The sequence below is a fragment of the Brucella pecoris genome, assembly GCF_006376675.1.
Taxonomy (GTDB): Bacteria; Pseudomonadota; Alphaproteobacteria; order Rhizobiales; family Rhizobiaceae; genus Brucella; species Brucella pecoris.
The window spans coordinates 420,202-438,269 of record NZ_VEWK01000002.1; the positions used below are offsets into that span (position 1 = coordinate 420,202).

Below are 18,068 nucleotides of genomic sequence, written 5' to 3' on the forward strand. Positions count from 1 at the left end.
TCATACGATCTTTCCTTTGCACCGTGCGTGCAAATCGGATTAGCTCCGACATGAACTGCATGGAGGAGAGGCATGAAGAACGTTCTGATCACCGGTGGTAGCCGCGGCATCGGTCGCGCTACAGTTTTGCGCAGTGCGGCGCAAAACTGGTCTGTGGCCCTGAACTATGCGGGGAACGAACAGGCTGCACAGCAGACGGTGGCCGAGGCTACGAAGCTCGGCGCGAAAGCGCTGGCGGTCCGGGGCGACATATCCAGCGAACAAGACGTCATCGCCATGTTCGACAGGGCAGAAGCCGAACTCGGCCCACTGAAAGGCGTCGTCCTGAATGCTGGGATCGTGGCGCAAACCATGCCTCTTGCGGACATGAGTGCTGAACGTCTGAAAAACATGTTCAATATAAATGTTTACGGCACCTATCTATGCGCGCGCGAGGCTGCACGCCGGTTGCAGCCGGATAGTGCAATCGTCATCGTTTCGTCCATGGCCTCGCGGCTTGGATCACCGTTTGAATATGTGGATTATGCCGGGGCGAAAGGTGCCCTCGATACGCTGACCACCGGTCTCTCGAAGGAGCTTGCGCCGAAAGGCATTCGCGTCAATGCGGTGCGTCCCGGCCTGATCGATACCGACATTCACGCCAGCGGCGGCAATCCGGATCGAGCGGCCAAACTGGGCGCTGGCACACCTGTTGGACGGGCCGGTAAGGCGGAGGAAGTCGCGGAAGCCATCTTCTGGCTGCTGAACGACGCCCCCGCTTATGTAACCGGAACATTCATCGACGTTGCCGGTGGGCGTTAAACAAACGGTAAGAGCGCCCAGACCTATTTCTCACGCAACTGATAGGTCTCGGCGATGTAACGATAACCCTCGCCTTCCCGCTTGAGATAGGCTAGTGCCGGAAACGGCATATGGTAGCCGATGAACGGAAGCCTTTCGGTCGCGATCATGTCGAACATGCGCTTGCGCGTCTGCACGGCGGCTTCCTTGTCGATATCGAAGGAAACGTGCCATTCGGGTCGTTGCAACGTAATCACGAAATGGTTTGCCGTATCTGAGATCAGCATGAGCGACTTCCCGCCCGTTTCAACGCGGAACGCCAGATGGCCCGGCGTGTGACCGTAGGCCGCCACAGAATGAATGCCGGAAACGACCTCGCTGTCCTCGCCCAGAAACGTCATCTTCTCAGCCAGTGGCTTGACGTTTTTGGCCACCATTTCGGCAACCGTCTTTGCCGGACTGTCGAGCCGGGCTGGATCAGTCCAGAAGTCGAATTCCTTCTGTCCGGCGGCGTAGCGCGCATTGGCGAAGGCCGGCTTGCCACCCTCCATCAACCCACCGATATGATCGGGGTGGAAATGGCTCAGCACCACCAGAGACACATCATCCGCCTTGTAGCCCGAAGCCTCAAGCGCACTGGTCAACTTGCCCAATCCCGCTTCGCGGGCTCCTGCTCCCATACCGGTGTCAAACAGGACAAGCCCCTTGCCCGTATTGATGAGCACCGGCGTGAAGCTGTTGACGAAACGGTCGGGGGGCAGAAGGTTTTCCTCGAGAAGTGCAGCGACCGCTTTCGGGTCCTGATCGACCGCATATGTCTTTTCGGGCGCTTCACCTGCCCTCCGTCCATCGGAAAGCGTGGTGATCTCGAACTCACCGAATTGAAAGCGATGAAAGCCCGGATTGTCTGTCTGTGACGGGATTTGCACTTTGGAACTGCCTGTTTCGGCTGCTGCCCTGGCGAGATCAAGAGGGGACAAGGCCAATCCGGCCCCGGCAGCAGATGCTGTAACAATGAAATTACGTCTTGAGATGGTCATCGATCGATCTCCCGGCATAATCTATGGGTAAGAACGACAGGATACTCGAAAACGCTCCCCGATACATGGGATGCGTGATCAAGTTTCTGTTGGGCCATAACAATGATGGCCCTCTTGCCTCGCCGTTCAAGAATCACTATTTACAGGGCCGCGCGGGACGACCCGTGCCTGTGTTCGCGTCGGGGACGGCCCCATAGGAGGGTGTCCTATGGCAGGGCCGATCGAACAATTCGCAATCAAGCCCATCGTCAAACTTGGCGAAATCGGCGGTCAGCCGGTTGCTTTCACCAATTCTGCACTCTTCATGGTGCTGACGGTGCTGGGTGCGGGTGCGTTCATGTTCCTCTCATCCCGTAGAGGCAGTGTTGTTCCGGGGCGCTGGCAATCCTCGACCGAAATCCTCTATGAATTCGTGTCGAAAACATTGCGCGAGAATGCCGGTGAAAAAGGCATTATCTTTTTTCCCCTCGTCTTCTCGCTGTTTCTGTTCATCCTGTTTGCCAATCTGATCGGCATGTTCCCCTACGCCTTCACTGTGACGAGCCACATCATCGTAACGTTTGCGCTGGCCATGCTCGTCTTCCTGACGGTCACGATCTACGGTCTCGTGCGGCATGGTTTCAAGTTCTTCCGGCTGTTCATGCCTGCGGGCGTGCCGGTCATGCTGGCGCCGATCATCGTGCCGATCGAAATCATGTCCTATATCTCGCGTCCGGTCAGCCATTCGGTTCGTCTGTTTGCCGTCATGCTTGCCGGGCACATTACGCTGAAGGTCTTTGCCGGTTTTGTCATCGGGCTGGGCAGTCTCGGAACACTCGGCGTGCTCACTGCCGTGCTGCCGCTGGCAATGACCGTGGCACTGACCGCACTCGAATTGCTGATGGCGATCATTCAGGCTTACGTATTTACTATGCTGATCTGCATGTATCTCAACGATGCACTGCATCCGTCGCACTAAACCAACGACTTTGCGGGAAGGACGACCTTCCCGCCTTCTCAACGAACGGGACGGCCCGTTCAGAACCCTTGTGAGGGAGCATTTAAATGGCATGGATTTATCTGGGACTGGCCGGAATTCTTGAAGTCGTCTGGGCCTATTTCATGAAGAAGTCGGAAGGGTTTTCACTTCTGACACCAAGCGCCATCACCATCGTGACGATGATCGGCAGTTTCATTCTGCTGTCCATCGCCATGCGCAGCCTGCCGCTTGGCACGGCCTATGCAATCTGGACCGGTATCGGTGCGGTGGGTGCATTTCTGGTGGGCATCTTCATTCTCGGCGAGGCTGCGACCTTCTTCCGCGTCGCAAGCGTGTCACTGATTCTTGCCGGCATCATCGGATTGAAGCTCTCATCCACCTGATCCAGCCCGCTTACAAAAGAAAAGGGAGGCTAGCGCCTCCCTTTTTTCGTTTACCCTAAGACAGGTCAACGCACCTGATCGAGAAGCCGCTTGCATTCGAGAAGATCGAACAATGCCTCTTGCAGGAGCGAGCGATTATCCTTCGAAGGCCGTTTTCCGTCGGCCCCGATGGGACCATCTTCCTCGCCCTTCAACAGACCGAAAAGCTTGCGAGCTGGTTGCGGTGCCTTGATACCGCTCGGCAGAGCCATTTCATTGTCTGCCGCCTCTTCAGCAGCACGCTTATCGGCAGCAGCCTGCTTCTGACGCGTGATCGCCTCAATTGCCTGAACGTCGCCATTGCCAAGCGCGATAATGAACTGGGCATTGTTTTCGCGAAGCAGACGCTGCACGCCCTTGATCGTGTAGCCCTGATCGTAGAGCAGATGGCGAATGCCCTTGAGCAATTCCACATCGAGCGGCCGGTAGTATCGGCGACCGCCGCCGCGCTTCATGGGCTTGATCTGGGTAAAACGCGTTTCCCAAAAACGCAGCACATGCTGCGGAAGATCAAGATCATCCGCTACTTCGCTGATCGTCCTGAATGCATCAGGGCTCTTGTCCATTCCACTTGCCCTTTCCAGTGGTTCGGGTTTCGCCATCACGGCGCAACCTTGCCGATCCAGATAGTTCAAACTCGTTGCCAACGCGAACGCGTCTGCTACACGAAAGGCGCTTGTCACCATCGGATTTTAAGAGACGGGAGTTAATAATCTCCAGCGTGCAAAAAGGCACTGCTTAAACGTCATTCAAAACCAGACGGCGTTCAACACAAGACCATTTCTGAGAAACGTATCGCCTCTCAGATTTCAATATCAGCGAAGCGATTCGCTCCGCCAATTCCATTATATAATATCAGAGCTTTATAAGCATCCCTTCACGCAGAGCGGAAGGCGACAAGGCCGTTTCCTGGTCACTCCGGAGCCTGTTCGGGGGCTATCCTCGACAAACCGCGATCATCACGCCCTCAAGAACCTGACGGCTGAAACAAAACAGCGCTCTCCGCGCGTGGCCATAGGCCAGGCACGGAAACGATATCAACTTTGCAATGATGATGCCAAAAAACAAAATGCCGCCCGACAGGCAGCATTTCAGTTATTATTTCTGGCTTTTGGTTTCGCGCTTCTGGTGTTCCTGCAGAATACGCTGCTTGAGAACATTGGAAGCTTTGAAAGTCATCACACGACGGGGAAGGATTGGAACCTCCTCGCCTGTCTTCGGATTACGGCCAATGCGCTCGTTCTTGTCGCGAACCTGAAACGTCGCGAAAGACGACAGTTTCACGGTTTCACCGTTGACGATAGCGTCACAGACTTCATCGAGGATCATCTCGACAAGAGCCGCCGACTCCGTTCTGGAAAGGCCTACCTTCCGGTAAACAGCCTCTGCCAGATCAGCTCGCGTGACCGTTTTACCTCCCATGACCGAACCTGCCTGGTTAGCGTTTGAACAGATAATATCCTTACGTGACAGGACGTTACACAAATAAAAGCGTAACGGTCAAGCCGGGAGTTCCATCAACGCAAATCAAATTTGCTACCTACCAGCGCAACAGAACCGCGCCCCACGTGAATCCGCCGCCCATAGCCTCCAGAAGAACGAGGTCGCCCTTCTTGATACGGCCATCCGCAACAGCGGTCGCCAGCGCCAGCGGAACCGATGCCGCAGAGGTGTTGCCATGGCGATCCACGGTGATAACCACCTTGCTTTCAGCGATATTCAGCTTCTTGGCGGAAGCGTCGATAATACGCTTGTTGGCCTGATGTGGAACGAACCAGTCGATATCCTCGGCAGTGAGCCCGGTTTCCTCGAAAGAAGCCTCAATAACGTCCGTAATCATGCCGACAGCATGCTTGAAGACTTCACGGCCTTCCATGCGCAGGTGGCCGACGGTCTGGGTTGTCGATGGGCCGCCATCGACATAAAGCTTTTCCCGGTGATTGCCGTCCGAGCGCAGATTGGCAGCGAGAACGCCACGATCCGAGGTCAGCCCGTTGCCTTCAGCAGCTTCCAGAACCAGCGCGCCGGCACCGTCGCCGAACAGAACGCAGGTCGTGCGGTCGCTCCAGTCGAGAATACGCGAGAAGGTTTCTGCCCCAATCACCAGAACCCGCTTCGCCATACCGCCGCGGATATAGAGGTCTGCGGTCGTGATGGCATAGATGAAGCCGCTGCAAACGGCTTGCATATCGAACGCAAAACCACTGGTGATTCCAAGCTCACGCTGGATTTCCACTGCACTTGCCGGAAAGGTGTGGTTGGGTGTCGAGGTGGCCAGAAGAACGAGATCAATGTCAGTCGGCTGCAAACCGGCATTCTCGATTGCTGCGCGCGCCGCCGCAGTGCCGAGCGAAACCGTGGTTTCGTCGTCGCCTGCGATATGGCGCTCACGGATACCCGTGCGCTGCACGATCCATTCGTCCGAGGTTTCGATAATACCTTCGAAATCGGTATTCTTCATGACCCGCTTCGGCAATGCCGAACCGATACCCCGCACGACAGATCTTATCATCCCTTATTTCCTGTCCTTAAGCGACCGGCGCGGCGAACATGCACGCGCGCAGTCGAGAATTCTGGCCCTACACATAATCGGTAAAAGTTACTTCACCGCTTCGGTACCGAAAAAATAATCGGCAACCCCAAATCTTTTCCAAATGCATCTTCCGGATGGCGTTACCGGAACTAGAGCGGTTTCAGTTAAAACGGAGTCGCTGGAACCGCTCTATATATTTGTTTCGTCGCATTATCCTACGCAAAACCGCTTCGCACTTTTGCTGGAAATGCTCTAAGCCTTCGCAGCCTCGCCACCATCGTTCGAAACATGCGGATGACTGTGGTGGAAATGTGCCAGATCAGCCTCGATCTTTTCCAGAAGGCGATTTCTCACCATGTCATAGCCGACTTCCACTGCCGAGCTGAAGCCTTCAGCATTTGCGCTGCCATGGCTTTTGATGACGATTCCGCTAAGCCCGAGAAAGACACCGCCATTGACCTTGTTCGGGTCCATCTTTTCGCGAACGCGATCGAATGCGCCCTTTGCAAAAATATACCCGATCTTCGCAAGCCATGTGCGAGTCATTGCCTGCCGAAGCAGTGTGGCCATCTGGCGGGCCGTACCTTCGGCAGTTTTCAGTGCGACATTACCCGTAAAGCCTTCCGTCACGACGACATCGACAGTGCCCTTGCCGATATCGTTGCCTTCAACAAAACCGGTATAGTGCAATCCCTCAAGCGGCATATCGCGCAGAATTTGTGCAGCTTCCTTGATCTCGTCGAGGCCCTTGACCTCTTCCGTACCGACATTGAGGAGACCAACAGTCGGCTTGCGTATCTCGAAGAGCGCGCGCGCCATTCCGGCGCCCATCACAGCATAATCCACGAGCTGACGCGCATCGGCGCCGATTGTGGCGCCCACGTCCAGGACAACACTTTCCCCACGCAAAGTCGGCCATATAGCGGCTATTGCCGGACGCTCAACATCAGACAGCATGCGCAGGCAGAATTTTGACATGGCCATCAGTGCGCCGGTATTTCCGGCTGAAACACAGACATCAGCATCGCCCGTCTTTACTGCTTCAATCGCTTGCCACATGGACGATTTGCCGCGACCGGAGCGAAGCGCCTGACTTGGTTTGTCATCCATTTTAACCGCAACCTGACTAGCGCGGAATTCGGATGCAGCTTGCAGTTTCGGGTAACGTGCCAATACAGGCTCGACCTGACCGGCCAGCCCGAAAAAAATGAACCGGATGTCAGGATGGCGTTCAAGTGCCTTCGCCGCGCCGGGGATGACCACTTCTGGGCCAAAATCACCGCCCATGGCGTCAATCGAAATTTTAATCACTCTAGATTATTCCTGTACGATCCCTGCCCCTGCGCTGCATTTGCAGCAGACAGGTTTTCGGCGAAAATAGTGTTTTTGCGTTTCCGCACAACCAAATTCTATCAAACTCACTGTGAACTACGGCTTCTTTTGCCATTCTGAAAGTTTCGCAAACGGCGAAACGGGCTCCTCGTCACCGTCGTCGTCGCCGAAAACTTTCGATTCGCTTTCGTCAGGCAGGCCCGGCTTGCGAGGATAAGGATCAATGGCGAGATCGAAGAATTCCTCCGCAATCGCACCAACGTCGATCTTGTCGCCGACAAAAACTTCCGGAATGTCCGCACCTTCCGCATCGAGCAGCATTTCACCGCTTTCATCAAGCTGAATCCGAGCGAGCCGCGAATTTTCCGGCACGAAGATCGTGTCGACTTCTTCGCCGACATGATTGGTCAGCGGCTCCAGCGTCACAATGCAGGACTGCACGATTTCCGCATCGATGCGACCGCGCACCCGAATACCGTCTTTTTTCCAGGGCGTGATCAGAAATTCCGCACTGAACGCGTTTACGGCCATTAGCCCATGCTCTGTCGCGAGCGCTGCGCGCTCTTTCTCATCCGTACCTATTTTCACCGTTACGCCCTTTTGCGGCAGGTGAAGAACCGGAACAGGATAGGTGAGCGCCGGTTTATCAGTCATTCTCATTGGCCTTTTCAGCAGTGTTTTGTGGCGCAAAGTCCATCTTTAACGCGCATCTTGTCCGAAAACCGCTTCACACTTTTCAGGATGCGCTCTTATCTGCATCCATATAGGAAATGTCGCCTGCCGCCAAAGCATCGTCTGCAATTTTTTGCAGGCGATCACGGCACCCCATAACATATTCGCTTAGATGGTGCGCATGCGGCCAGAATTCGAGATCCGGACGGATATTGCGCGTCAGCGCGGCCGCGAGCCTATCCGCATCATTTGCGTCCAGCGCCTCACCATAAGCCGCGACGCGCCCATAAAACATGCGCGCAAGCTTCTTCATGCGTTTAGGTACACCCTGGTCGCCGATGCCGAGTTCACGTAGCGAATGGTCGACATCCTTGAAAAACTCGTCGGCAATTTCCTGTGCCAGATTGGCCAGCGCCACGTTTTCTCCCCTCATGCGATGAAGAGCGAGAAAAATATGCACGGAAAGCATTTCATAGCGACCGAGCGGCGTATCGGGCACCTGAAATTGTGCATAAAATCGTTTTTGCCGCGCCGCCGCCACGATCACCTCGTAAACGCGAAGCATGATTGCCTCGTTTGCTTTCGATTTGCGGCGGAATAGTTGGAGAATCATGTCCGTACGACCGTTCCAGTTGCATAAATAAGCAAGGTGGTTTACCGAAGTTCTCCCGACGGCGAAAGTGCCGCGCTGATTTAGAATGTATGGAGAGGTCTTTGTTGCAGCGAATTTTTCCAAGTGCATCCTCTGGCGTACGCAAGCAGCGTGCCCTTCTTGCAGGCACGGCAGTTCTCGTCGCAGTGACTCTTGCAGGGTGCAACACTGCATCCACGCTCAATCCGTCCGAAACGCTGACAGAGGGTTACGTACTCGACCAGCAGGCACTCGATTCGGTGCCGGTAGGTTCCAGCCGCGAGCAGGTGCTTCTGGCGCTCGGTACGCCGTCTACCACCGCGACCTTCGATAATGAAGTCTTCTATTACATTTCGCAGAAGCGTTATCGCGCAGCGCAATTCATGAAGCCGAAGATCATCGAGCGGCAGATTCTCGCCATCTATTTCGACAAGGACGGCAAGGTCGAGCATATCGCCAATTACGGCCTGAAGGATGGCAAGCTGTTCGACTTCGTGTCGCGCACCACGCCGACAGGCGGCAAGGACCAGACCTTCCTCGGCCAGATCATTCAGGGCGTTTCCAAGGCTCCGACCTCGTTGCCGGGCGCTGCAGGCGGCGCCAACAACTGATCCGGTCGGATACCTGCAAACAGAAAACCCGCCTTCACGGCGGGTTTTCTTTTTGGAGCCATTGATTCCGTCAGGACATATGCGCCAGCACAGCCAACAGCAGAAGAGCCACGATATTGGTGATCTTGATGGCCGGATTGACCGCAGGACCGGCTGTATCCTTGTAGGGATCGCCAACCGTATCGCCGGTCACCGACGCTTTGTGCGCTTCCGATCCTTTCAGGTGTTTCACACCATCGGCATCGGTAAACCCGTCTTCGAAGCTCTTCTTGGCATTATCCCACGCACCGCCGCCTGACGTCATGGAAATCGCCACGAACAGGCCATTGATGATAACGCCGAGAAGCGATGCACCGAGCGCCGCAAAGGCCGCGGCCTTCGAGCCTGAGATGAGCAACACGCCGAAATAAACGACAATTGGCGCCAGCACAGGCAGGAGCGACGGGATGATCATTTCCCGGATCGCGGCCTTGGTCAGAAGATCGACAGCACGGGCATAATCGGGACGTTCCTTGCCCGTCATGATTCCCGGCTTTTCGCGGAACTGGCGGCGCACTTCCTGCACGACCGCGCTCCCGGCCCTACCCACGGCCGTCATTGCCATGCCGCTGAACAGATAAGGGATCAGACCACCGAAGATCAGGCCAGCAACCACGTAAGGGTTTGAGAGATCGAAAGAGACTGGCCCCATATCCGCGAAATACGGATAAGTCTGTCCGTTGGCAGCGAAATAGGCCAGATCGTTGGAATAAGCCGCGAACAGCACAAGCGCGCCGAGGCCCGCCGAACCGATGGCATAGCCCTTCGTGACGGCCTTGGTCGTATTGCCGACAGCATCGAGCGCATCGGTGGCTTTGCGGACCTCCGGGTCGAGACCAGCCATTTCCGCGATGCCACCTGCATTGTCCGTGACCGGACCGAAGGCATCGAGCGCCACGATCATCCCTGCAATACCGAGCATGGCAGTAACGGCGATTGCCGTACCGAACAGGCCCGCAAGCTGATAGGTCGAGATGATGCCACCAACAATCACGATTGCTGGAAGCGCGGTTGATTCAAGCGAAACCGCCAACCCCTGAATGACATTCGTGCCATGGCCTGTGACGGAAGCCTGCGCGATGGAATTCACCGGACGCTTGTTGGTGCCGGTATAATATTCCGTAATCACGACGATCAGACCGGTCACGATCAGGCCTATCAGCCCGCACATGAAGAGATTGGTGCCGGTAATGCTTTTGCCGGCCACAGTTCCGATTTCGCCCCAACCGATGGTCAGCGTATTGGCGACAGCAAGACCTACGATGGAGAGCAGTCCTGTCGCGATTAGTCCCTTGTAAAGGGCGCCCATGATGGAACCGTCGACGCTGAGCTTGACGAAGAAAGTGCCCATGATCGACGTGATGACACACGCACCGCAGATCATCAGCGGATAGAGCATAACATTCGACAGAACGTCCGATCCGTTGAAAAAGATCGCACCAAGAACCATCGTCGCAACCACGGTAACGGCATAGGTTTCGAACAGGTCGGCGGCCATGCCTGCGCAATCGCCGACGTTGTCGCCGACATTATCTGCAATGGTAGCGGGATTACGCGGATCATCCTCGGGAATACCGGCTTCCACCTTGCCGACAAGATCGCCGCCGACATCAGCACCCTTGGTAAAGATGCCGCCCCCCAGACGCGCGAAGATCGAGATCAGTGAGGCACCGAAGCCGAGCGACACAAGCGCATCGATAACCGTGCGGTCCGAAGGCGAGTAACCAAGCCAGACAGTGAGAATAAAATAGTAGACGGATACGCCGAGCAGCGCGAGTCCTGCCACCAGAAGGCCGGTAATAGCTCCTGACTTGAACGCCAGCTCAAGCCCTCCGGCGAGGCTGAGCGAAGCTGCCTGCGCAGTGCGCACATTGGCGCGAACCGAAACGTGCATTCCGATAAAGCCGGTGACACCCGACAAAACCGCCCCGATCAGGAAGCCGATTGCGGCACTGATCGACAGCAGATACCAGGCTGCCAGAAAAACCACGACGCCGACGATTGCAATCGTCGAATATTGTCTTGTGAGATAGGCTGAGGCACCCTCGCGGATGGCTTCAGCAATTTCCTGCATGCGCTGCGTCCCCTGATCGGCTGCAAGAACCGAGCGGATCGCCCATATGGCGAAGAGAACGGAAAGCACACCGCAGGCAATGACGAGAACTAAGACTGCCACTCCCATTTGCATAAAGGCCAACTCCCATTGAGTTTGCGCTGGCTACCGTCAGATCGCAGGCCGCGATTGTCGGCAGGCACATGCGCAGGATAGGCCCGAAAACCCCTCCCCGGACCCGATTGAGCGGCATGGAAGTGCCTGAAGCCAATACAAGATACCGGGCTTCATCGGTATATTCACGTCTGGAACTTACGCCTTGGAATCAATCAATTGGCGCGATTCCTTGCATTTCAGCATTCTCAATGCCGCATACCCAACATGCGAAACGGTTTAACAAACGTCAAGTCGTTCTTTACCAGCTTACAATGAAAGAAGGGCTGCGATTTCTCACAGCCCTTCTTTCATGATTATTGCCAGAGATACCGGATCAGCGCGGCTTCACACCACGGCTCTCGCCACGAATGACAAATGCCAGTCGGTCAAGCACGGCATTGACCAGTTTCGGTTCGTCTTCCGTGTAGAAAGCCTTGGCGATATCGACATATTCCGACACGATGACGGCCGTCGGCACGTCCTTACGTGTCTGCAATTCCCAGGCGCCAGCACGCAGGATGGCGCGCAGCGTCGAATCGAGACGCGACAGCGGCCAGTCTTCCGTCAGCGCCTGATGGATCATCGGATCGAGTTTCAACTGTTCATCGACGACACCGGCCACGATTGCACGGAACCATTGCGGATCGGCATCGAGATATTGCGTGCCGTCCACTTCCTTGCCGAGACGGAAAGCTTCGTACTCAGCCACCACTTCCAGAACGCCCGTCCCGGCAACATCCATCTGATAGAGCGCCTGGACTGCAGCAAGACGGGCAACGCCACGCTTGTTCGCCGTGCGCGGAAGATTTGGCGTTGGGCGGCCCTCGGTAGAAGAATTCATAATGATCAGACTCCGAACTTCTTGCGCAGATCGATCATGGTCAGCGCAGCACGGGCAGCAAAACCGCCCTTGTCCTTGTCTTCGCGGCGGGCGCGAACCCATGCCTGCTCTTCGTTCTCGACCGTCAGAATGCCGTTGCCGATTGCGATGCTTTCCTCGACCGAGAGATCGGTGAGAGCGCGGCAGGATTCATTGGATACTATATCGAAGTGATAGGTTTCACCACGGATAACCGTGCCGAGCGCGACAAATCCGTCATATTCTTTGCCGCCATTCTCTTCGCCATCGAGAGCAAACGAGATAACCGCCGGAACTTCCAGCGCACCGGGAACCGTCACGACATCATAGGTTGCCCCTGCCTCATCCAAGGCTGCCTTTGCGCCATCCAGAAGCGCGTCAGCGAGATCATCGTAGAAACGCGCTTCAACAATAAGCAAATGCGGCGCATGCGCCTCGTGCTTGGACATGAGAAACTCCATGACAAATTTTGCGGACCGCAACGATTGCGGTCAACGCTTAAAATCGGGATATGCTTTTACAGCCTGGGAATTTAGGCTGTAAGCCTATTTCTGATATTGCGCAAGCCTTGCTGCGTAACGTGCCAACTGGTCGATCTCGATATTCACCTTGTCACCTGCTTTCCGCTCGCCCCAAGTCGTGACTTCCAGCGAATGGCGGATCAAAAGCACATCGAACTCGCTTCCATTCACGCCATTGACCGTCAGCGAGGTTCCGTCGAGCGCAACCGAACCCTTCTGGGCGATGAATGGTGCCAGTTCTTCCGGCGCGCGCAGGGTGAACCGCACTGCATCGCCCTCATCCTTGCGCTCGATGATTTCAGCCTGTCCGTCGACATGGCCCAAAACAAGATGACCGCCCATTTCGTCGCCAAGCTTCAGCGAGCGTTCCAGATTGATATTCCGTCCGCTCTGCCAACTGGAGATCGTGGTCAGGCGTAGCGCCTCTTCCCATGCCTCGACTTCGAACCAGCGGGCATTCGTGCCCTTTTCCGGAAGCGCCACCACCGTGAGGCAGACACCGGAACAGGCGATTGATGCGCCAAGCTCGATCGTTTCGGGATCATAGGCGGTTTCGATACGCAGAAGAACGCCCTCATTCAGCGGCTTGATCCGGTCAACCTTGCCGATATCGGTTATAATGCCTGTAAACATCAAGTCTTCCTTACATATTCCGCATAGGCATCGTCGCCGTAGCGAGCCTGCCGCAGAATTTTGAACTTGTCTGCGATATGGGTTGCAAGCCCGTCGACGGCAACCCCATGCTCCGAGCCGATTTCAACCGGCGAGCTGATGATAGCAAGCCGGTCTACCAGCCCCTCTTCCAGAAAGCTTTTCGCAACACCTGCTCCGCCTTCAACGAGAACTGAGGAAATGCCCTGTGCGGCAAGATCGTCCATGAGTTCGGGCAAGGCGATGCGGCAGTCATGAGCTTCGGTTGCGAGAATGCGGCAACCGGCGGCCTGCAGCTCATAGCGCCGTTCCGGCGATGCTTCTTCGCCACAGGCAATCCACAAGGGCTGGGCATCAGCGGTCCGTACGAGCATCGAGGAAAGCGGCAGGCGCAATCCGCTGTCGAGCACCACACGAACAGGCGAACGCTGTTCCAAACCCGGCAAGCGACAGTTCAACACCGGATCGTCGGCCAGCGCTGTTTCAATACCAATCAGGATCACATCGCTTTGCGCTCGCAGAATATGCGACTGCGCACGTGCAATCGGCCCCGTTATCGCAACCTGCCCCTCACCCCGGCGACCGATCATGCCATCAGAGGAAAGCGCAAGTTTCAGAATCACTTCCGGGCGTTTCTTTGCAGAACGATTCAGATAACCGGCAAGATCGTCAGCAGCCTGTTCGGCGAGAATGCCGGGCACGACTTCGATCCCTGCCTCGCGCAAAATGGCGAAACCCTTTCCGCTGACACGCTCATCTGGATCGGTCGCAGCAACCACGACACGCGCTACCCCTGCCCGCACCAGCGCTTCAGCACAGGGCGGCGTGCGTCCGTGATGTGCGCATGGCTCCAGCGTCACATAAGCCGTCGCGCCGCGAGCGGCCTCTCCCGCATCAGCCAGTGCCTGCGGCTCGGCATGGGGTCTGCCGCCAATTGCGGTTACACCGCGTCCGACGATGATACCGTCCTTGACGAGAATCGTTCCGACTGACGGATTGGTGCCTGTCAGCCCTTTATGACGCCGCGCATGACGGATCGTCGCGTCCATGAAGCGAACATCATCCGGAGTTGCGTTCGAATGCGGAAACTTGCTGCCACTCATTCTTAAGCGTCCAGATCGTCCTCGGTTTCAGCAACGGTCAGTTCATCGATGACGTTATGGAAATCGACGGCCTTGCTGAAATTGCGATAGACCGATGCGAAGCGGATATAGGCAATATCGTCGATGCCTTTCAGCGCATCCATTGCCAACCGCCCGATTTCATCGGATGTCACCTCCGCCTCGCCCGAACTTTCAAGCTGACGGACAATGCCGGAAATGGCGCGTTCGACCCGGTCGCTATCGACTTCGCGTTTGCGCAGCGCCACCTCGATGGACCGCGTGAGCTTGTCACGATCGAAGGGGACCCGACGCCCGCTTTTTTTCACGACCATCAGGTCGCGCAACTGCACGCGCTCAAAGGTCGTGAAACGACCGCCGCACACCGAACAGACACGGCGTCTGCGAATGACAGCGCCGTCTTCCGCAGGGCGGGAATCCTTCACTTGCGTATCTTCAGACTGGCAATAGGGACAACGCATGGAACTCTTTCAATCTCAATATCGGCAGCTTCAATACTGGTAACTTTGCACTGGCGACGAACAGCTCATATGTGGGGTTATCCCCGCCAAAAACTCAAGAGCTGTACCACCGGCAACCGATTCCCGGCAATCATAGCCCATAAGCGGCAACCTACCTACCAGATGCGACAATGAAAAAGCCCCGCTCAACAGAGTTGAAACGGGGCTTCATCTTGATCATGGAAACGGGTTTAGCCCTGATAGTCGTACATTGGGAAACGGGCGGTCAAGTTCATGACCTTTTCCTTCACGGCTTGTTCGACGGCAGCATTGCCTTCGTCGGAATTGGCAACCTTGAGGCCGTCGAGAACTTCGGCGATCAGCGAACCGATTTCCTTGAATTCAGCAGCGCCGAAACCGCGGGTCGTGCCTGCAGGCGTGCCGAGGCGGACGCCGGAGGTGACGAACGGCTTTTCAGGGTCGAACGGAATACCATTCTTGTTGCAGGTGATGTTGGCGCGGCCGAGAGCGGCTTCCGCACGCTTGCCCGTTGCGTTCTTCGGACGCAGATCGACCAGCATCAGATGGTTGTCAGTGCCGCCGGAAACGATATCGAGGCCATTCGACTTCAGTTCTTCGGCAAGCGCGCGCGCATTGTCTACGACGTTCTTGGCATAGAGCTTGAATTCAGGCTTCAGCGCTTCACCGAAGGCAACCGCCTTGGCGGCGATGACGTGCATCAGCGGGCCGCCCTGAAGACCTGGGAAAACAGCCGAATTGAACTTCTTCGCCAGATCGGCATCATTGGTGAGGATCATGCCGCCGCGTGGACCGCGAAGCGACTTGTGTGTCGTGGTCGTGCAGACATGTGCATGCGGAACCGGCGAAGGATGAACGCCACCGGCAACCAGACCGGCGATATGCGCCATATCGACCATGAGATAGGCACCGACTTCATCGGCGATCTCGCGGAAGCGCTTCCAATCCCAGACGCGCGAATAGGCCGTGCCGCCTGCGAGGATGAGCTTCGGCTTGTTCTCACGTGCAAGGCGGGCAACTTCGTCCATGTCGAGCAGATGGTCGTCCTTGCGAACGCCATAGGACACGACATTGAACCACTTGCCAGACATGTTGACTGGCGACCCGTGTGTCAGGTGACCACCCGAATTGAGGTCGAGGCCCATAAACGTATCGCCCGGCTGAAGCAGAGCGAGGAACACGGCCTGGTTCATCTGGCTGCCGGAGTTCGGCTGAACATTTGCGAATTCGCAGCCGAAGAGCTTCTTGGCGCGTTCGATGGCCAGTTCTTCCACGACGTCCACATACTGGCAGCCGCCGTAATAGCGCTTACCCGGATAGCCTTCGGCATATTTGTTGGTGAGGATGGAACCCTGTGCTTCCAAAACAGCGCGCGAAACGATGTTTTCCGAGGCGATCAGCTCGATTTCATGGCGCTGACGACCGAGTTCGTTGCGGATTGCACCGAAAATCTCGGAATCGATGTCCTCGAGGCTTGCATTGAAGAAAACGTCGGAAGACGCATTCTTGGCGGCGGCGTTGGCTTGAGACATGTTTCACACCCTCCGGGTTAGCCGGTAAAAGCTATATGGATGAGGCGCATTATCACACTTGAACGCACAAGGCCAATGGTCGCAAAGCGAAAAGCTTATTCCAAAATGCGGCAAACCGATTTGATAATTTAACGGAGACGAAAAAGCCGCCCGAAAAGCTTTCGGACGGCTTGGAAAACTCAAACTCAGGATGAGAATCAGGTGTCGGTGCCGAGTGCGAGTTCGGTCGCACCGTCCATCTTGTAGATGTCATCGCGGAACTGCACCACGCCATCGCCAGTGGACCATGCGGAAATGTAGACAAAGTGCAACGGAACCGGATCAGCAAGCTGAATCGGGGTATTCGTGCCGGACTTGATCGTGCCTTCGATGTTCTGACGATCCCAGCCAGCGGTGTTCTTCAACAGCCATACATCAAGATCGCGTACGTTCTGGACGCGGACGCAGCCCGACGAGTCGAAGCGCATGAGCTTGTTGAAATAGCTCTTCTGCGGCGTATCGTGCATGTAGACTGCATACTGGTTGTGGAAGTTGATCTTGGTCGAGGACATGGCGTTGATCTTGCCTGGGTCCTGACGGAACATCAGCTTCACCGCATCGTCCGTGTTCCAGTCGATGGTTTCCGGTGCAACTTCTTGACCGGACTGGTCGTAGAGGCGGATCTTGTTCTTCGCCAGATATTGCGGGTCTTTCCGCATCAGCGGAATGATGTCCTTCTGGATGATCGACTTCGGCGCGGTCCAGTAAGGATTGAGAATGACTTCGTGAATCTTCGAATTAAGGATCGGCGTCTGGCGGTCGATCTTGCCGACAACCGCCGTATGGCGCTGCACGACGCTGCCGCCTTCAACGGCCTCGATGCGCGCGGCCGGGATGTTGACCATCACGAAACGCTGCTCCTGCATCCCCTGATTTGCTAGAGGCGAAAGGCGCTGCAAATTGGTCTGGAGCTGTCCGAGGCGGGTATTGGCGTCCACATTCATGGCCGCATAGGTAAACTGCCCCATGACGCCGTCGGCGGGCAGGCCATGACGGGACTGGAAGCGCTTCACAGCAGCATCGACATAGGTGTCGAAGGAGCTGGAAAGTCCCGCTTCCTGCGGCAGATCGCCGGAGATTATGAGACGCTTGCGCAGCGCCTGTACGGACGGATCGGTGACGCCGATCTGGAGCTTTGCATTACCCGGAACGCTCGGCCAGCCGCCCCGACCGGCGATATCGGTATATTGCGCGATAGCGGTCTGGAGATTGCCAACCGTCTGCGGGCTTAAGACCGGCTGGTTGGTTGCGACCCGCTGGCCACCTGTCGCACGGGCGTCGAACTGGTCAGCCCAGTTGCCGCGCCGCGACGATCCAATAACGTCGGTCAGAGCTTGCTGAGCATAAGCCGAGGAAACCACGGCTGAGGCTGCCACGGAAAGGCCGGCGGTTGCCGCGCCGCGCAGGAAGCGGCGGCGATCGGCCCTGAAAGCATCGGCTGGTCTGTCGGTCTTGGTCATTTTGCTTAGTCCCAAAAGGCTAGCCGCTCGCGCGGGATCTTCAAGAGAATATCAGCAATAGGTCAACAAGGCGATATCCGGACTGCAAGCAATGCAGATGCTCGCTCTCCGAAATTCGATTTCGAGCCCATTCCTGACTGAAGTTGGCACAATCTTGC

General features: G+C 56.2%; 19 protein-coding genes. 4 read left to right on the forward strand and 15 right to left on the reverse strand.

All coding sequences use genetic code 11. The features are described 5' to 3' along the window. The first annotated feature begins 72 nt into the window (after positions 1-72). On the forward strand, positions 73-801 hold the full coding sequence (locus FIB18_RS05375; RefSeq protein WP_140019764.1) for an SDR family oxidoreductase: 729 nt from the start codon (positions 73-75) through the stop codon (positions 799-801). Positions 802-824: 23 nt separating this feature from the next. On the opposite strand, the gene FIB18_RS05380 is transcribed toward FIB18_RS05375, so the two are convergent. Then, positions 825-1,820, reverse strand: coding sequence for an MBL fold metallo-hydrolase (locus FIB18_RS05380; protein ID WP_140019765.1), 996 nt, complete (start codon positions 1,818-1,820; stop codon positions 825-827). A 208-nt stretch (positions 1,821-2,028) separates the two neighbouring features. On the opposite strand from FIB18_RS05380, the gene FIB18_RS05385 reads away from it, so the two are divergent. Then, complete coding sequence (locus FIB18_RS05385; RefSeq protein WP_140019766.1) at positions 2,029-2,778, forward strand: F0F1 ATP synthase subunit A; 750 nt, start codon at positions 2,029-2,031, stop codon at positions 2,776-2,778. 86 nt (positions 2,779-2,864) lie between these two features. Further along, positions 2,865-3,182 carry a quaternary ammonium compound efflux SMR transporter SugE gene (gene sugE / locus FIB18_RS05390; RefSeq protein WP_105541503.1) on the forward strand — a complete coding sequence of 106 codons (318 nt, stop codon included), beginning with the start codon at positions 2,865-2,867 and terminating at the stop codon, positions 3,180-3,182. 65 nt (positions 3,183-3,247) lie between these two features. On the opposite strand, the gene FIB18_RS05395 is transcribed toward sugE, so the two are convergent. The 6 genes from FIB18_RS05395 to FIB18_RS05420 form a co-directional block, all read right to left on the reverse strand. Further along, a complete protein-coding gene (locus FIB18_RS05395) occupies positions 3,248-3,787 on the reverse strand; it encodes a MerR family transcriptional regulator (protein ID WP_010661103.1) in 540 nt (179 codons plus the stop codon). 532 nt (positions 3,788-4,319) lie between these two features. Next, positions 4,320-4,643, reverse strand: coding sequence for an integration host factor subunit alpha (locus FIB18_RS05400; RefSeq protein ID WP_010661102.1), 324 nt, complete (start codon positions 4,641-4,643; stop codon positions 4,320-4,322). A 118-nt stretch (positions 4,644-4,761) separates the two neighbouring features. Further along, positions 4,762-5,733, reverse strand: coding sequence for a beta-ketoacyl-ACP synthase III (locus tag FIB18_RS05405; RefSeq protein WP_140019767.1), 972 nt, complete (start codon positions 5,731-5,733; stop codon positions 4,762-4,764). Between the two features lie 273 nt (positions 5,734-6,006). Continuing rightward, the gene (gene plsX, locus FIB18_RS05410; protein ID WP_105541501.1) at positions 6,007-7,065 is read right to left on the reverse strand and encodes a phosphate acyltransferase PlsX; all 1,059 of its coding nucleotides are present in this window, start codon (positions 7,063-7,065) and stop codon (positions 6,007-6,009) included. 117 nt (positions 7,066-7,182) lie between these two features. Next, positions 7,183-7,740, reverse strand: a complete 558-nt coding sequence (locus tag FIB18_RS05415; RefSeq protein ID WP_140019768.1) for a YceD family protein — start codon at positions 7,738-7,740, stop codon at positions 7,183-7,185. 82 nt (positions 7,741-7,822) lie between these two features. Next, the gene (locus FIB18_RS05420; RefSeq protein ID WP_140019769.1) at positions 7,823-8,371 is read right to left on the reverse strand and encodes a ubiquinol-cytochrome C chaperone family protein; all 549 of its coding nucleotides are present in this window, start codon (positions 8,369-8,371) and stop codon (positions 7,823-7,825) included. Between the two features lie 101 nt (positions 8,372-8,472). Between FIB18_RS05420 and FIB18_RS05425 the strand changes: the two genes are divergently transcribed. After that, positions 8,473-9,000 (forward strand): outer membrane protein assembly factor BamE, encoded by a 528-nt coding sequence (locus FIB18_RS05425; RefSeq protein WP_140019770.1) that lies wholly within the window; start codon positions 8,473-8,475, stop codon positions 8,998-9,000. A gap of 70 nt (positions 9,001-9,070) precedes the next feature. On the opposite strand, the gene FIB18_RS05430 is transcribed toward FIB18_RS05425, so the two are convergent. From FIB18_RS05430 to FIB18_RS05465, 8 genes are all read right to left on the reverse strand, one after another. Then, positions 9,071-11,227 carry a sodium-translocating pyrophosphatase gene (locus FIB18_RS05430; protein ID WP_140019771.1) on the reverse strand — a complete coding sequence of 719 codons (2,157 nt, stop codon included), beginning with the start codon at positions 11,225-11,227 and terminating at the stop codon, positions 9,071-9,073. A 355-nt stretch (positions 11,228-11,582) separates the two neighbouring features. Beyond that, entirely contained in the window at positions 11,583-12,089 is a 507-nt protein-coding gene (gene nusB, locus FIB18_RS05435) for a transcription antitermination factor NusB (protein WP_010661094.1), read from the reverse strand. Between the two features lie 5 nt (positions 12,090-12,094). Continuing rightward, positions 12,095-12,556, reverse strand: coding sequence for a 6,7-dimethyl-8-ribityllumazine synthase (locus tag FIB18_RS05440; protein ID WP_105541496.1), 462 nt, complete (start codon positions 12,554-12,556; stop codon positions 12,095-12,097). A 96-nt stretch (positions 12,557-12,652) separates the two neighbouring features. After that, the gene (locus tag FIB18_RS05445) at positions 12,653-13,261 is read right to left on the reverse strand and encodes a riboflavin synthase (protein WP_140019772.1); all 609 of its coding nucleotides are present in this window, start codon (positions 13,259-13,261) and stop codon (positions 12,653-12,655) included. Then, the gene (ribD, locus tag FIB18_RS05450) at positions 13,261-14,382 is read right to left on the reverse strand and encodes a bifunctional diaminohydroxyphosphoribosylaminopyrimidine deaminase/5-amino-6-(5-phosphoribosylamino)uracil reductase RibD (protein WP_140019773.1); all 1,122 of its coding nucleotides are present in this window, start codon (positions 14,380-14,382) and stop codon (positions 13,261-13,263) included. The genes FIB18_RS05445 and ribD overlap by 1 nt, the downstream gene beginning before the upstream one ends. 2 nt (positions 14,383-14,384) lie before the next feature. After that, complete coding sequence (nrdR, locus tag FIB18_RS05455; RefSeq protein ID WP_140019774.1) at positions 14,385-14,861, reverse strand: transcriptional regulator NrdR; 477 nt, start codon at positions 14,859-14,861, stop codon at positions 14,385-14,387. A gap of 230 nt (positions 14,862-15,091) precedes the next feature. Beyond that, positions 15,092-16,411, reverse strand: coding sequence for a serine hydroxymethyltransferase (gene glyA / locus FIB18_RS05460; protein ID WP_140019775.1), 1,320 nt, complete (start codon positions 16,409-16,411; stop codon positions 15,092-15,094). A gap of 197 nt (positions 16,412-16,608) precedes the next feature. Continuing rightward, the gene (locus FIB18_RS05465; RefSeq protein ID WP_140019776.1) at positions 16,609-17,910 is read right to left on the reverse strand and encodes a L,D-transpeptidase family protein; all 1,302 of its coding nucleotides are present in this window, start codon (positions 17,908-17,910) and stop codon (positions 16,609-16,611) included. Between the last annotated feature and the right edge of the window lie 158 nt (positions 17,911-18,068).

Excerpts from the sequence above, each read along its gene's own strand:
- FIB18_RS05375 (WP_140019764.1), top strand. The coding sequence starts at position 73 with ATGAAGAACGTTCTGATCACCGGTGGTAGCCGCGGCATCGGTCGCGCT.
- FIB18_RS05380 (WP_140019765.1), bottom strand. The coding sequence starts at position 1,820 with ATGACCATCTCAAGACGTAATTTCATTGTTACAGCATCTGCTGCCGGG.
- FIB18_RS05385 (WP_140019766.1), top strand. The coding sequence starts at position 2,029 with ATGGCAGGGCCGATCGAACAATTCGCAATCAAGCCCATCGTCAAACTT.
- sugE (WP_105541503.1), top strand. The coding sequence starts at position 2,865 with ATGGCATGGATTTATCTGGGACTGGCCGGAATTCTTGAAGTCGTCTGG.
- FIB18_RS05395 (WP_010661103.1), bottom strand. The coding sequence starts at position 3,787 with ATGGACAAGAGCCCTGATGCATTCAGGACGATCAGCGAAGTAGCGGAT.
- FIB18_RS05400 (WP_010661102.1), bottom strand. The coding sequence starts at position 4,643 with ATGGGAGGTAAAACGGTCACGCGAGCTGATCTGGCAGAGGCTGTTTAC.
- FIB18_RS05405 (WP_140019767.1), bottom strand. The coding sequence starts at position 5,733 with ATGATAAGATCTGTCGTGCGGGGTATCGGTTCGGCATTGCCGAAGCGG.
- FIB18_RS05415 (WP_140019768.1), bottom strand. The coding sequence starts at position 7,740 with ATGACTGATAAACCGGCGCTCACCTATCCTGTTCCGGTTCTTCACCTG.
- FIB18_RS05420 (WP_140019769.1), bottom strand. The coding sequence starts at position 8,371 with ATGATTCTCCAACTATTCCGCCGCAAATCGAAAGCAAACGAGGCAATC.
- FIB18_RS05430 (WP_140019771.1), bottom strand. The coding sequence starts at position 11,227 with ATGCAAATGGGAGTGGCAGTCTTAGTTCTCGTCATTGCCTGCGGTGTG.
- nusB (WP_010661094.1), bottom strand. The coding sequence starts at position 12,089 with ATGAATTCTTCTACCGAGGGCCGCCCAACGCCAAATCTTCCGCGCACG.
- FIB18_RS05440 (WP_105541496.1), bottom strand. The coding sequence starts at position 12,556 with ATGTCCAAGCACGAGGCGCATGCGCCGCATTTGCTTATTGTTGAAGCG.
- FIB18_RS05445 (WP_140019772.1), bottom strand. The coding sequence starts at position 13,261 with ATGTTTACAGGCATTATAACCGATATCGGCAAGGTTGACCGGATCAAG.
- ribD (WP_140019773.1), bottom strand. The coding sequence starts at position 14,382 with ATGAGTGGCAGCAAGTTTCCGCATTCGAACGCAACTCCGGATGATGTT.
- nrdR (WP_140019774.1), bottom strand. The coding sequence starts at position 14,861 with ATGCGTTGTCCCTATTGCCAGTCTGAAGATACGCAAGTGAAGGATTCC.
- glyA (WP_140019775.1), bottom strand. The coding sequence starts at position 16,411 with ATGTCTCAAGCCAACGCCGCCGCCAAGAATGCGTCTTCCGACGTTTTC.
- FIB18_RS05465 (WP_140019776.1), bottom strand. The coding sequence starts at position 17,910 with ATGACCAAGACCGACAGACCAGCCGATGCTTTCAGGGCCGATCGCCGC.